10 protein-coding genes and 1 pseudogene are annotated in these 14,309 nt (G+C 59.0%); 7 read left to right on the top strand and 4 right to left on the bottom strand.

Annotation, left to right across the window (positions count from 1 at the left end):
- Positions 1–64: 64 nt before the first annotated feature.
- From hmsP to DW58_RS18940, 3 genes and pseudogenes are all read left to right on the top strand, one after another.
- Positions 65–2,080 (top strand): biofilm formation regulator HmsP, encoded by a 2,016-nt coding sequence (gene hmsP, locus DW58_RS18930; protein ID WP_024549466.1) that lies wholly within the window; start codon positions 65–67, stop codon positions 2,078–2,080.
- Between the two features lie 154 nt (positions 2,081–2,234).
- Positions 2,235–3,521: a dicarboxylate/amino acid:cation symporter gene (locus DW58_RS18935; protein ID WP_024549467.1), complete on the top strand. Its 1,287-nt coding sequence runs from the start codon at positions 2,235–2,237 to the stop codon at positions 3,519–3,521.
- Between the two features lie 249 nt (positions 3,522–3,770).
- Positions 3,771–5,259 (top strand): annotated as a pseudogene (locus DW58_RS18940) (M16 family metallopeptidase).
- A 50-nt stretch (positions 5,260–5,309) separates the two neighbouring features.
- On the opposite strand, the gene kdgK reads toward DW58_RS18940, so the two are convergent.
- Positions 5,310–6,242, bottom strand: a complete 933-nt coding sequence (kdgK, locus tag DW58_RS18945) for a 2-dehydro-3-deoxygluconokinase (protein WP_024549468.1) — start codon at positions 6,240–6,242, stop codon at positions 5,310–5,312.
- A 231-nt stretch (positions 6,243–6,473) separates the two neighbouring features.
- On the opposite strand from kdgK, the gene pdeH reads away from it, so the two are divergent.
- The 3 genes from pdeH to DW58_RS18960 all read left to right on the top strand — a co-directional run bounded on the left by pdeH (position 6,474) and on the right by DW58_RS18960 (position 9,712).
- On the top strand, positions 6,474–7,247 hold the full coding sequence (gene pdeH, locus DW58_RS18950) for a cyclic-guanylate-specific phosphodiesterase (RefSeq protein WP_024549469.1): 774 nt from the start codon (positions 6,474–6,476) through the stop codon (positions 7,245–7,247).
- A gap of 61 nt (positions 7,248–7,308) precedes the next feature.
- Complete coding sequence (locus DW58_RS18955; protein WP_024549470.1) at positions 7,309–9,363, top strand: AsmA family protein; 2,055 nt, start codon at positions 7,309–7,311, stop codon at positions 9,361–9,363.
- A gap of 73 nt (positions 9,364–9,436) precedes the next feature.
- A complete protein-coding gene (locus DW58_RS18960) occupies positions 9,437–9,712 on the top strand; it encodes a type II toxin-antitoxin system CcdA family antitoxin (protein WP_024550540.1) in 276 nt (91 codons plus the stop codon).
- A 105-nt stretch (positions 9,713–9,817) separates the two neighbouring features.
- On the opposite strand, the gene DW58_RS18965 is transcribed toward DW58_RS18960, so the two are convergent.
- From DW58_RS18965 to DW58_RS18975, 3 genes are all read right to left on the bottom strand, one after another.
- Positions 9,818–11,143, bottom strand: coding sequence for an MFS transporter (locus DW58_RS18965; protein WP_024550541.1), 1,326 nt, complete (start codon positions 11,141–11,143; stop codon positions 9,818–9,820).
- A 271-nt stretch (positions 11,144–11,414) separates the two neighbouring features.
- The gene (gene yhjD, locus DW58_RS18970) at positions 11,415–12,449 is read right to left on the bottom strand and encodes an inner membrane protein YhjD (protein WP_024562533.1); all 1,035 of its coding nucleotides are present in this window, start codon (positions 12,447–12,449) and stop codon (positions 11,415–11,417) included.
- Positions 12,450–12,497: 48 nt separating this feature from the next.
- Positions 12,498–13,400, bottom strand: coding sequence for a LysR family transcriptional regulator (locus DW58_RS18975; protein WP_024547867.1), 903 nt, complete (start codon positions 13,398–13,400; stop codon positions 12,498–12,500).
- Between the two features lie 117 nt (positions 13,401–13,517).
- On the opposite strand from DW58_RS18975, the gene DW58_RS18980 reads away from it, so the two are divergent.
- A complete protein-coding gene (locus DW58_RS18980; RefSeq protein ID WP_024547866.1) occupies positions 13,518–14,276 on the top strand; it encodes an SDR family NAD(P)-dependent oxidoreductase in 759 nt (252 codons plus the stop codon).
- Positions 14,277–14,309 lie beyond the last annotated feature (33 nt).

The following is a 14,309-nucleotide window of genomic DNA, read 5'->3' on the forward strand; positions in this document are numbered from 1 at the left end:
CCGATGCGATATACTCTGCCCGGCAGGATTTTCCTGCCGGGCAGAGTATCAATGGAGAGTGAACTTGCGAGTCAGTCGTTCATTAACGATCAAACAGATGGCAATGGTGGCCGCCGTTGCCGTGGTGTTTATTTTTATTTTTCTCGTCATTCAGCTCTTTCACTTTGTGCAACAGAGCCGCTATAACACGGCGGTACAAATGGAGAGCATCGCCCGTTCGGTGCGTCAGCCGCTCTCTACGGCGATTCTGAAAGCCAATATTCCCGAAGCGGAAGCCATTCTCAACGGTATTCAGCCCGCGGGCATCGTCGCCCGTGCGGATGTCGTGTTACCCAACCAGTTCCAGGCGCTGCGCGTGCGCTTCCTGCCGGAACGCCCGGTTCCGGTGATGGTGGCGCGGCTGTTTGAAATTCCGGTGCAGATATCGCTGCCGCTTTACTCGACCGAACGCCCCGGCAACCCGCAGCCATTGGCCTATCTGGTACTGCAGGCCGACTCCTGGCGCATGTACAAATTTATCCTCAGCACCCTGTCGACGCTGGTGACCACCTATTTCCTGCTCGCGCTGATCCTCACCGTGGCGATCACCTGGTGCATCAACCGGCTGATCGTACACCCGCTGCGCCGTATTGCCCGGGAGCTGAACGGGCTCGACGCCGGGGATGCGGCCCATCATCAGCTTACGCTTCCGCGGCTGCACCATGACGATGAGATAGGCATGCTGGTGCGCAGCTACAACCGCAATCAGCAGATGGTGATGCGCCAGTACGACGAGATGAACTCGCTGACCACGCGTTTCCCGGTGACCGACCTGCCGAATAAAGCGCTGCTGATGGCGCTGCTTGAGCAGGCGGTGCTGAGCCATAAGCCCAGCGCCGTTATCGTGGTGGCGTGTGAAACCCTGCACGATGCCGCCGGCGCACTGAGCGATGCGCAGCGCGAAGCCCTGCTCACCGGGATGGCGAAAAAAATGAAGGCGCAGCTGATGCCGCGCATGGTGCTGGCCCAGGTCAGCCAGTACGACTTCGCCATCCTCGCCCACGGCGTGCGCGAACCCTGGCAGGCGATGTCCCTGAGCCAGAAGCTGCTGGCGGCGATCAACGAACCGGTGGCCCTTGGGAATAGCGCGCTGCGCCCCACCGCCAGCATCGGTATCGCCATGTACTTTGGGGATACCGGCGGCGAACAGCTCTATCGGCGTGCGGTTTCCGCCGCGCTCAGCGCCCGACGGGCCGGAAAGAACCAGATTCAGTTCTTCGATGAACAGCAGCTGGCGCTGGCCAAGCAGCGTCTCACCGAGGAGAGTGATTTGCTTGCCGCGCTGGACAGCGGCGCCTTTGCAGTCTGGCTACAGCCCCAGGTGGCGTTGACGAGCGGTGAGGTGGTGAGCGCCGAGGCGCTGCTGCGCCAGCGTCAGCCCGACGGTAGCTGGGCGCTGCCGGAAGATCTGATCGAGCGCATCGAACATGCCGGTCTGATGGTGCATATCGGCAGCTGGATTCTGGAGGAAGCGTGCCGCCTGCTGGCCGCCTGGCAGAGCCGCGGCGTGATGATGCCGCTGTCGGTGAACCTCTCCGCGCTTCAGCTGCTGGATGATGACATGGTGGATACGCTGCTGGCGCTGCTGCACCGTTACCACATTGAGCCGGGCACCCTGATTCTGGAAGTCACCGAAAGCCGCCGCATCGACGATCCGGATGCCGCCGTGGCCATCCTGCGCCCGCTGCGCAATGCCGGGGTGCGGGTGGCGCTGGACGATTTCGGCATGGGCTACGCCAGCCTGCGCCAGCTGCATCGCATGAAATCCCTGCCGCTCGATGTGATTAAAATCGACAAGAGCTTTATCGATGACCTGCCTGAGGACTGCAGCCTGGTGTCGGCGATGATCGGTATGGCCCACGGTCTGCACCTGAGCGTTATCGCCGAAGGCGTCGAGAAACCCGAGCAGCGGCAATGGCTTATTGATGCAGGCGTTGAGATTGCCCAGGGCTATCTGTTTGCCCGCGCCGTGCCGCCGGATCGCTTTGAAAAAGAGTATCTCCCCGCGCCTGGCGCATCACACACGCCTGTCCATAAGTAAAATGGGCTGGTGCGAGCCAGCTCAAATTTTTTACATTTTGATTTCAATCAGGTAGCAATCTTATTTCTGCCGCCTGTGGCGGGTGGTACTTTTAGCGCCCTGGCGACCCGATTACATCCCGCGCCTGTGGATCCCCCCTCTCAAGGACACCCGTATGAAATTGTCGATTTTTAAAAGTCTCTATTTCCAGGTCCTGACCGCGATTGCGATTGGTATTTTGCTCGGTCACTTCTACCCGGATCTGGGCGCAGCCATGAAGCCGCTGGGCGACGGTTTCGTTAAGCTCATCAAAATGATTATCGCCCCGGTTATTTTCTGTACCGTGGTGACCGGTATTGCCGGGATGGAGAGCATGAAGGCCGTAGGCCGCACCGGGGCCGTGGCGCTGCTCTACTTTGAAATCGTCTCCACCCTGGCGCTGATTCTGGGGCTTATCATCGTCAACATCGTTCAGCCGGGCGCGGGGATGAACGTCGATCCCGCGACGCTGGATGCCGGGGCGGTGGCCGTTTACGCCGAGCAGGCGAAGCAGCAGGGCATCGTCGCGTTTCTGCTGGATGTGATTCCGGGCAGCGTCGTTGGGGCGTTTGCCAGCGGCAATATTCTCCAGGTGCTGATGTTTGCGGTGCTGTTCGGCTTCGCGCTGCATCGCCTGGGCCATAAAGGGCAGCTGATTTTCAACGTCATCGAAAGCTTCTCGCAGGTCATCTTCGGCATCATCAATATGATCATGCGTCTGGCGCCCATCGGGGCGTTCGGTGCCATGGCGTTTACCATCGGTAAATACGGCGTCGGTTCGCTGGTGCAGCTCGGCCAGCTGATTCTGTGCTTCTACCTGACTTGTATCCTGTTTGTGGTGCTGGTGCTGGGCAGCATCGCCCGTGCTACCGGGTTCAACATCTTCAAATTCATCCGCTACATCCGCGAAGAGCTGCTGATCGTGCTCGGTACCTCCTCATCAGAGTCGGTGCTGCCGCGTATGCTGCTGAAAATGGAGAAGCTGGGCTGCCGCAAATCGGTGGTGGGGCTGGTTATTCCGACCGGTTACTCGTTTAACCTCGACGGCACCTCGATCTACCTGACGATGGCCGCGGTGTTTATCGCCCAGGCCACTAACAGCCACATGGATATCTTCCACCAGATCACGCTGCTGGTGGTGCTGTTGCTGTCATCGAAAGGGGCGGCCGGGGTCACGGGAAGCGGGTTTATCGTACTGGCGGCCACCATTTCTGCGGTGGGCCATCTGCCAGTTGCCGGGCTGGCGCTGATCCTTGGTATCGACCGCTTTATGTCCGAAGCGCGTGCGCTGACCAACCTGGTCGGTAACGGCGTGGCGACGGTGGTGGTGTCGAAGTGGGTGAAAGAGCTGGATGAAAAACAGCTGCACGATGCGCTCAATAACCGTACCGACCGCACAGAAGTCCGCGAAATTTCCTCCTGATTTCATGATATTGCCCGCAGCCGCTTGCCCTGGCTGCGGGCTCCTGCGCATAATTGGCTTCTTTTTTAGCATCTTCGCCCGAAAAACGACGCGCCGTCACCCCGCGCCTGACAGGATATTTTTCTGTGCCGGGTGACGTTTTAAAAAAGCCGCGGTCTAACGGAGTGTTGAAACGCTGATACAGGCGACCCGATGACGCCGCGGTGGCCTGTTTGAATTATTTAACCAGGAACGTTTTCAGGGGTTCACATGCAGGGCACAACAATTCGACTTTTAGCGGGCGGCTTGCTGATGATGGCGACCGTCGGCCATGTGCAGGCGGAAGCTTCAGCCCGACCCGGCATGGCAAGAGGGTTCGCTCGACAACGGCCTGAAATGGCAGGTTCTGGCCACGCCCCAGCGCCCGAGCGACCGCATCGAAATTCGCCTGGTGGTGAACACCGGCTCCCTGATTGAAAGCACGCAGCAAAGCGGTTTCAGCCACTTTATTCCCCGTCTTGCCCTGACGCAGCCCGGTTCACTCTCCGGGGCGCAGGCGCGTTCGCTGTGGCAGCAGAGCGTGGATCCGAAACGCCCTTTGCCGCCCGCGATCGTCTCCTACAACTACACCCACTTCAATCTCAGCCTGCCGAACAGCCGTAACGATCTGCTGAAAGAGGCGCTGGGCTATCTGGCGAACAGCACCGGTCATCTGGCCATCACGCCGGAAAGCGTTAACCAGGCGCTGGCTGCGCCGGAGATGGTTGCCACCTGGCCTGCCAATACCAAAGACGCCTGGTGGCGCTACCGCCTGAAAGGCTCGCCGCTGCTCGGACACGATCCGGCCGATACGCTTAAACAGCCGGTTGATATCGCCCAGCTGAAGGCATTTTACGAGAAGTGGTATACCCCGGATGCCATGACGCTCATCGTAGTGGGCAACGTGGACAGCCGCAGCGTGGCGGAGCAGATCAACAAAAGCTTCGGCGAGCTGAAGGGCAAGCGCGAAAGCCCGGCCCCGATGCCGACGCTGTCGCCGCTGCCGCATGACGCGGTCAGCATTCTGACGGATATGGTGCGCCAGGACCGTCTGTCCATCATGTGGGACACCGCCTGGCAGCCGATTCGTGATTCGGCGGCGCTCGAACGCTACTGGCGCGCCGACCTCGCCCGCGAAGCGCTCTACTGGCACGTGCAGCAGAATCTCGGCAAAAACAACGTTAAGGATTTGCACCTCGGCTTCGACTGTCGCGTTCTGTTCCAGCGCGCGCAGTGCGGGATCAACGTGGACTCCCCGACCGACAAGCTGAAAAACAACCTGTCGCTTATCGCCCGCGAGCTGCTCAGCATCCGCACCAGCGGCTTCCAGCAGGAAGAGTTTGATGCGCTGATTGCGCAAAAGAATCTTGAACTGCAAAAGCTGTTCGCCACCTATGCCCGCACCGATACCGACGTGCTGATAAGCCAGCGCTTACGCTCCCTGCAAAATCAGGTGGTCGATATCGCGCCCGAGCAGTACCAGAAGCTGCGCAAAAAATTCCTCAGCTCCCTGACCCTCGATATGCTTAATCAGGATCTGCGTCAGCAGCTTTCCCAGGAGAAAGCGCTGGTTCTGCTCCAGCCGGTGGGCGAGCCGGAGTACAACATGAAGGATCTCCAGGCCACGTGGGACGGTATCATGACGCCGGAAACCCCGCAGCCCGCGCCGGCAGACGATCATCCGGAAGAGACCAGCGACGCGCCACCGGCGCAGAACTAAAAAAAGCCCCTCGCTGAGGGGCTTTTTTATGGGCGGCTCCGGGAGCGCCGTTACTGCGGCATGGCGTCGCGCGGGATAATCGCGCCGCGATACTGAATAACGGTGCTGGCGGTCAGGTGGCCGCGCTTCGCCGCCTCCTCTGCGCTGCCGCCGGTGAGGCGTACCGCCAGATACCCGGCGCTGAACGAGTCGCCCGCCGCGGTGGTATCAACGACGTTTTCTTTCGGGAGGGTCACCGCCGGCACTTCCAGTTTCTCTGCGCCAGCCTGAGAAACGATGCAGGACTCCGCACCACGCTTAATCACCACTTCGCTGACGCCTGCGGCGTGCGTCCGGGCAATCACCTCATCCACCGGTTTTTCACCCCACAGGGCGTCTTCGTCATCCAGCGTCAGGAAGGCGATGTCGGTGCATTTCAGCACCTCGCGGTAGACCTGCTGCGTCTCTTCTTTGCTCGCCCACAGGCGCGGGCGGTAGTTGTTGTCAAAGATCACCTTGCCGCCGTTGGCGCGGCAGGCTTTCAGCAGGGCGATAAGACGTTCACGGCTTTGTGGGTTGAGGATCGCCAGGCTGATGCCGCTCAGATAGAGGTAATCGTAGTGGGCCAGCTCCTGACAGATGGCGTCAGACTGCTCGCTTTCCAGCCAGAAACGGGCTGCCGCTTCGTTACGCCAGTACCAGAAGGTGCGCTCTCCGCTGCTGTCGGTTTCGATGTAGTACAGCCCCGGCAAACGGTTTTCCAGGCGCTGCGTCAGATCGGTTTTCACGTTCTCCGCATGCCAGGCGTCGAGCATCTGCTGGCTGAAGCTGTCCTGGCCCAGCGCGGTCACGTACTGCACCGTCAGCGCCGCCGGATTGACCTGGCGGGCGATATAGACGGAGGTGTTAAGCGTATCGCCGCCAAAACCACGGCTCAGCTCGGTGCCTTTCTGCGACAGTTCGATCATGCATTCGCCAATCACGGCAATCTTCTTTTCAGACATAGTGGTGAACCTGACTAAAATAAATGAACGAGGAATTCGCCTACTATATGTGAGCCAGACTTTCTAAAACAGCGTTTCGAAATTTTATTGCGATAAAGCGTGATCCAGCACAGTAACCGCACCCTCTTAGCGGAAATTGGCGGTGCGGATGACATAAAGTTCTCAGGGGCAGCGCCGATAACCTTATGACCATTCCAGGTCGGTATTCACAGGACACACAGGGCGCTTAGCATGAATTCAATCCCCGTTACGCAGCGGCTGACCACGCCCGAGGCGAACATTGCAAGCCTTGAGAAGCTACGCTTCTGGCTTCAGTGTGTCCGATCCTATGCCTATCAGCCGATCTACAAAACCGATGGCCGCCTGATGGCGGTGGAACTGTTAACCATCGTCACGCATCCTGACAACCCGGCGCAGCGCATCGCCCCGGATCGCTATTTCACGTCCGTCCCGGTGCGCCATCGCGTGCTGGTGGTGGAAGAGCAGCTGCGGATGCTGGCCCAGCGCAGCGCCTTTTTCCTGCGCCACGATATTCTGGCCTCGGTCAACGTCGACGGCCCGACGCTGCTGGCAATGCGCGGCCAGCCCAAGGTGACCGCGCTGATTGAGAGCCTGCCGTGGGTGCGCTTTGAGCTGGTTGAGCACATCAGCCTGCCGCAGGACTCCACCTTCGCCTCCATCAGCGAATTCGGCCCGATCTGGCTGGATGATTTCGGTACCGGGATGGCGAACTTCTCTGCCCTGAGCGAAGTGCGCTACGACTACATCAAGGTCGCGCGTGAGCTGTTCATGATGCTGCGTAAAACCCCCGAGGGCCGCAACCTGTTTATCCTGCTGCTGCAACTGATGAACCGTTACTGCCAGGGCGTGATCGTCGAAGGCGTGGAGACGGTGGAAGAGTGGCGGGATGTGCAGGTGTCACCCGCCTATGCCGCGCAGGGCTACTTCCTGTCGCGTCCGGTACCCTTTGATAACCTGGAAAATGTGCTGATAAACCTTCTCTGAATGCCGTTTACGCTTCCCTCAACTATCTTTACAGCAGGTAGTTCATTAAGGAAGTAAGGGTATGACAAGAACAGGCAAGATTGCAGGCACCATTACCGGGGTTTTATTGTTGCTGGTCGTCATCATTATCGTGGTGATTGCGACATTTGACTGGAATCGGCTCAAACCGACCATCAACCAGAAAGTCTCCGCTGAACTCAATCGGCCCTTCGCTATTCGCGGCGATCTCGGCGTGGAGTGGGCGCGTCAGAAAGAGGAAACCGGCTGGCGCAGCTGGGTACCCTGGCCACACATTCATGCCGAAGACGTGATCCTCGGCAACCCGCCGGACATTCCTGACGTCACCATGGTGCACCTCCCGCGCGTGGAAGCCACCATCGCCCCGCTGGCGCTGCTCACCAAAACGGTTTATCTGCCGTGGATCAAGTTCGTGAAGCCGGATGCCCGGCTGATCCGTCTGGATGAGAAGCACAACAACTGGACCTTCGATCTGGCGAAGGGCGACGACAAAGAGACCACGCAGCAGCCCTCATCCTGGTCGTTTCAGCTCGATAACATCCTTTTTGACCAGGGACGCATCGCGATCGATGACGATGTGAGCCGTGCGCAGCTGGAAATTCTGGTCGATCCGCTGGGGAAACCGTTGCCGTTCGGCGAAGTGACCGGGGATAAGAAAGCGGGCACGAAGGTGGGCGACTACGTATTCGGCCTGAAAGCGAAGGGGCGTTACAACGGCCAGCCGCTTACCGGCGACGGGAAGATTGGCGGCATGCTGGCGCTGAAAAGCGAGAAAACGCCGTTCCCGGTACAGGCGGACTTCCGCTCCGGTAATACCCGCGTGGCGTTTAGCGGCACGGTGAACGATCCGATGAACATGGGCGGCGTTGACCTGCGCCTGCTGTTTTCCGGCGATTCGCTCGGGGAGCTGTATGAGCTGACCGGCGTGCTGCTGCCTGACACCCCGCCGTTCGAAACCGATGGCCGCCTGGTGGCGAAAATCGACAGCGAAAAAGGCTCGGTGTATGACTATCGCGATTTCAGCGGCAAAATCGGCGACAGCGATATTCACGGCAACCTGACCTACAGCCAGAATAAACCGCGACCGAAGCTGGAGGGTGACCTGGTTTCCCGCCAGCTACGCCTTGCGGATCTCGGCCCGCTGATTGGCGTGGACTCCGGTAAGGACGCGGAAAGGAGCAAAAACGCCGAAGCGAAGAAGGGCGAGAAGAGCGCCCAGCCTGCCGACAAGGTGTTGCCTTACGACCGCTTTGAAACCGACAAGTGGGACGTGATGGACGCCGATGTGCGCTTCAAAGGCCAGCGCATCGAGCACAGCGCCAGCCTGCCGCTGAGCGATCTCAGCACCCATATCCTGCTTAAGAATGGCGATCTGCGCCTTCAGCCGCTGAAGTTCGGCATGGCGGGCGGGGTGATCTCGTCCACCATCCACCTCGACGGCAGCAAGAAACCGATGCAGGGCAGCGCCGATATTCAGGCCCGCAAGCTGAAGCTTAAGCAGCTGATGCCGGACGTGGAGCTGATGCAGAAAACCCTCGGCGAGATGAACGGCGATGCGGAGATCCGCGGCACCGGCAACTCGGTGGCGGCACTGCTCGGCAACGGTAACGGCAACATCAAGCTGCTGATGAACGACGGGCTTATCAGCCGCAACCTGATGGAGATCCTCGGGCTTAACGTGGGTAACTTCGTGGTGGGGCAGATCTTCGGCGATGACGAAGTGCGGGTAAACTGCGCGGCGGCTAATCTCAATCTGCAAAACGGCGTCGCCCGTCCGCAGATTTTCGCGTTTGATACCGAAAACGCCCTGATTAACATCACCGGTAGCGCGAGCTTTGCCTCGGAGCAGCTGGATTTGACCATCGACCCGGAAAGCAAAGGGGTACGTATCGTCACGCTGCGCTCTCCGCTCTACGTGCGCGGCTCGTTCAAGGACCCGCAGTACGGTGTGAAAGCCGGGCCGCTGATTGCCCGCGGTGCGGTGGCTGCTGCCCTCGGTGCGCTGGTGACACCGGCCGCAGCCCTGCTGGCGCTCATCTCACCGTCGGAAGGCCAGGAGAATCAGTGCCAGAACATTCTCTCGCAGATGAAGCGTTAATTGACTTTTATGTGCCCGGGCGTAACGTGTCACTCACCCGTGTTAATGGCACGGGTGAGTGTGAGGATGACGTATGAGCGCAATGCTGAAACAACCTAAAAGGACGGTGAGTGTGACAGTGGATGAAGCGCTATACCAGCGCGCTAAAGCCCACGGCATCAACCTCTCGCAGCGGCTGGGTGAGGCGCTGGAGAAAGAGTTGAGCGCGGTGGAGCAGGTGCAGTGGAAGGAGGCCAATCGCGACGGGTTAGAGGAGATCAACCGGATAACCGACGCCTGTGGCCATTTCTCGGATCAACATCATGCCCTGGCGTACGCAGATCAAAGCAGGAATAGATTTTCTGTTTGATGGCTTCTGATAGCGTCTTCAATAAAAAACGGCTGCATGATGCAGCCGTTTTTGTTGGGTGGCGTTCGGGGCGGATAAGGTAGCGCCCCGACCGGGCCGTGAGGCTTACAGCGCTTTATTGCTGGTTTCGTGGGTCAGCAGCAGGGCGATAAGCGTCAGGCCCGCCATTGCCGCCAGGTAGATCCCCACGTAGAACAGTCCGTAGTGGCTCTGCAGCCAGGTCGCGATATACGGTGCTACCGAGGCGCCCAGAATCGACGAGACGTTATAGGAGAAGGACGCGCCGGTATAGCGCACTTCGGTCGGGAACAGCTCCGGCAGCAGCGCGCCCATCGGACCAAAGGTCAGCCCCATCAGGCTCAGGCCAATCAGCAGATACGCCATGATCAGCGCTTCGTTACCTGACCCCAGCAGCGGCGGGAAGACAAACAGCGCAAACACAATGATAAGCGAGGTGATGGTAATCATGCTCTTGCGGCGACCGAAGCGGTCGGCCAGCACGCCCGCGATGGGAACCATGATGCCAAAGCCAATCACTGCCATCATCAGCATCCACAGCACGTCGTTACGCGGCAGCCCCAGACCGGCAGGCGCGGCGGTGGTGCTGAACGTCATCGAGTAGACGGTCATGATGTAGAACAGGGTGTAGGTCGCCAGCATGATGAAGGTGCCCAGCACCGTCACCCGCACGTGCTTCGTCAGCAGCGTGCCCATCGGCACTTTTACCTGCTTTTTCGCTTGGGCGATTTTGGCGAACACCGGCGTTTCGTGCAGCGAGACGCGGACGTACAGCCCGATCAGCACCAGTACCGCAGAGAAGATAAACGGCACGCGCCATCCCCAGCTCATGAACTGTTCGTCGGTCAGCAGCCAGGAGAGCAGCAGGAAGGTGCCGTTGGCGAAGAAGAAGCCGATAGGCGCGCCCAGCTGCGGGAAGGAACCGTACAGCGCTCGTTTACGCGGCGGCGCGTTCTCGGTCGCCAGCAGCGCGGCACCGCCCCACTCGCCACCCAGCCCCAGACCCTGACCAAAACGGGCCAGCGCCAGCAGCATTGGTGCGAAAATGCCGATGGTCTCGTAGCCGGGCAGCAGGCCGATAACGACGGTTGAGATCCCCATGGTCAGCAGCGAGGCCACCAGCGTCACTTTACGTCCTACGCGATCGCCGAAGTGGCCGAACACCGCCGAGCCGATCGGGCGCGCCACAAAGGCGATGGCGAACGTGGCAAGCGACTGGAGCGTAGCAGCCGTCGGGTCGCCCTGCGGGAAGAAGATATGGGGAAAGACGATAACCGCCGCGGTGGCATAGATGTAGAAGTCGAAAAACTCGATGGCGGTGCCAATCAGCGAAGCGACAAGCACCTTGCTACGTGAGTTTACCGGTGGGCTATCGTGTTCTGTGTCGAGTGTGGTGGTGGCGGTTGCTTGCATAGACTTTTCTTATATATTGGCGTCAAAAAGCCATATTAGGCATAGCAAAAGCGACATTTCAATGTGTAACAAATCGCCGGGCTGCTCAAAAAATGCCCGGAAAGCGGATAATTTTCGTGCCTGCTAATTCTCTTCCATGAAATGCTTCACAGATTTTATATTTCAGTGGATAACACCAGATATTGGTTAAATAAAAGTTACAGGCTGGATTTATCTGCTGGAAGGATGGCGGCGGACCGAAAAACACCCGGTTTCAGGGTCCGCCTGTCGGTTAAGGCTGTGATTTGCCCGGCATCTGCGGGTCGTCTTTGTACTGCGCCGTGGCAATCCACGCCGCGCAGAACAGCGTCAGGCGCGCGAAGAAGTAGAAGAACGCCATCAGGCCAAGCACTGAGCCAAACGCCGCCCCGGACGGGGAAGAGACCAGCGAGGGCAGGGTGTAGGTCATGACAATCTTGATCACTTCAAAGCCAATCGCGGCCAGCAGCGTACCGCGCATCAGCGCTTTTTTACGCGGGCGATGGCGCGGCAGACGCCAGAAAATCCAGAAGAACAGCAGGTAGTTCGCGCCGATGGAGATGAGCAGCCCCAGCACGCGCCAGAGCGGTTTCAGCCACTCGATGTTATCCAGCCACAGCGCCGAGATGATCAAATGCTGAGCGGCGCCCGACACGGAGGTGATGGTCAGAGTGATAATCAGCGCCACCAGCAGGCCGATCAACGAGATAAAATCGCGCAGGTATTTGATCCAGAACTTCTCTTTATCCTTGCTGGTAAGCTCAAATACGTCCCTGGACTGGGCGCGAATGGCTTCACGCAGGTTGCCCATCCAGTGCACGCCGGAGTAAAGCGCCACCAGTAAGCCGACAATGCCCACCGTGGTGCGTTGCTGTATCGCCGTATTGATGGTGCTTTTCAGGGTACCCGCCAGCGTCGGATCGCTGACGCTGGTGAGAATTTTATTGAAGATGTCCTGCAACAGCGTGGGGTGCGAGGCGAGGATAAAACCCGCGGCGGCAAAGGACACCATCAGAATCGGGATCATCGACAGAAACGAGAAATAGGTAATTGCTGCGCCGAACTGATTGCCGAGCCGATCGTTAAACCGCTCTATGGCACGCAGGAAGTGCGCCACCATCGGACGGCGCTCAATTTTCTTTACCGTGTCGGTGAGGGTTTCAATCGCGCCTTCCGGCTGCCGGTTGGGTTCGCTGGCCCGTTCACTGTCCGACGTGCGGGTATCAAGCTGCGCGACGGGTTTGTAATCAAGATCCTGCGTCGGGCGTTTATCGTTATCGGGGGTCATCCGGTCCCTGTTCCTTCTGTTTTCAAGCGTTCAGTGAAGTATAGACCGCTACACATCAACGTAATCCTTCAATACGTCCCCCAGCCACTCCATGAACAGATGGACGCGCCGCGAGAGGTTGCGCCGGTGCGGATAGATAAGCGATACCGGCATCGGCTGTGCCCGGTACAGGGGGAGAATTTCTGTCAACTGTCCGGTGCGCAGCGCCTCGCGCACGGCGGTACGCGGCACCTGAATAATCCCCAGCCCGGCGAGGCAGGCGGCGTGGTAGGTTTCGGTGCTGTTCACCGTCAGCACGCCGCCGGTTTTCACCCAGTGCGTCTCATTGTTGAGAAAATACTCGAAGCCCTGAGGACGAACCCCGAGGTTTAACGCATAGTGAATCACCGCGTGGGAGGCGAGATCCTCCGGCGAGTGGGGATAGCCAAAGCGCTCCAGATAGCCGGGGCTGGCGCAGTTGACGACGGTGAGTTTTCCCAGCGGACGCGCCACCAGCCCGGAGTCGCGCAGGGTGCCGATGCGCACCACGCAATCAAACCCTTCCCCAATGACGTCCACGCGCCGGTCGCTGCTGCTCAGTTCAAGCTCGATGCCGGGATACTGTTGCAGGAACGCGGGCAGGCGGGGCATCACCACGTTTTTCGCCACCGCGACCGGCATGTCGACCCGCAGTCGCCCGCTGATGGTGGCAGGATCGTGCAAAAAAAGCCCGTCCAGCTCGTCGATATTGGCCAGCAGATCCCGGGCGCGTTCGTAGTAGACCATGCCGTCCTGGGTGAGCTGCACCCGCCGGGTGGTGCGATGAAGCAGGCGCGTACCGAGGTGCGTCTCCAGCGCCTGGATCTGACGTGAGACGCTCCCTTTTGGCAGGCCGAGCGTGTCAGCCGCCCGGGAAAAACTTTCCAGTTCAGCCACCCGGACAAAAAGCTGCATTGCGTGAATTTTATCCATTTTTTTTCACATTATTGTTGATAATGAAACAGTGAAGCGTAATTACCCGTCTTTATTGATTATGTATCAGCTAATAAGCTCATCAGCAATCACCACAACACCATAAACGAGGTTTCTATGTCACAACGTATCGCAATCGTAACGGGTGGAAGTCGCGGTCTGGGGAAAAACGCAGCGCTGAAGCTGGCGGAGCGTGGAACCGGGGTTATCATTACCTGGCACAGCCGCGAGCAGGACGCGCAGCAGGTTGTACGTGAAATGGAGCTAAAAGGCGTAAAAGCGGCGGCATTACAGTTCAACGCCGCCGATAGTGCAAGTTTTGAAGGGTTTGTCCGTCGGGTCAAGGAGACCCTGAAAGAGGTCTGGGGGCGGGACAGCTTCGATTATTTACTGAACAACGCCGGGATCGGCATTAATACCCCGTTTGAGCAGACCACCGAGCAGCAGTTTGACGAGCTGGTCAATATCCACCTCAAGGGGCCGTTTTTCCTCACCCAGCGCCTGCTGCCGCTGATAAAAGACGGCGGGCGTATTCTCAACGTGTCGTCCGGGCTGGCGCGCTTCGCCCTGCCGGGTTACAGCGCCTACGCGGCAATGAAGGGAGCGATGGAAGTGCTGACGCGCTATCAGGCCAAAGAGCTGGGGGCGCGCGGGATTTCAGTCAATATCATTGCGCCAGGCGCCATCGAGACCGATTTCGGCGGCGGCGTAGTGCGCGACAATACCCAGATCAACCAGCATATCGCGTCGCAAACCGCACTGGGCCGGGTCGGGCTGCCGGATGATATTGGTAATGCGATGGCGGCGCTGCTCAGCGACGATCTGGCGTGGATGAATGCCCAGCGTGTGGAAGTGTCAGGTGGGATGTTTATCTGAAAACAGGGGATACAAGGGCAGCCTTGTATCCCG

It is taken from the genome of Siccibacter turicensis LMG 23730 (genome assembly GCF_000463155.2).
GTDB classification, from domain to species: Bacteria; Pseudomonadota; Gammaproteobacteria; order Enterobacterales; family Enterobacteriaceae; genus Siccibacter; species Siccibacter turicensis.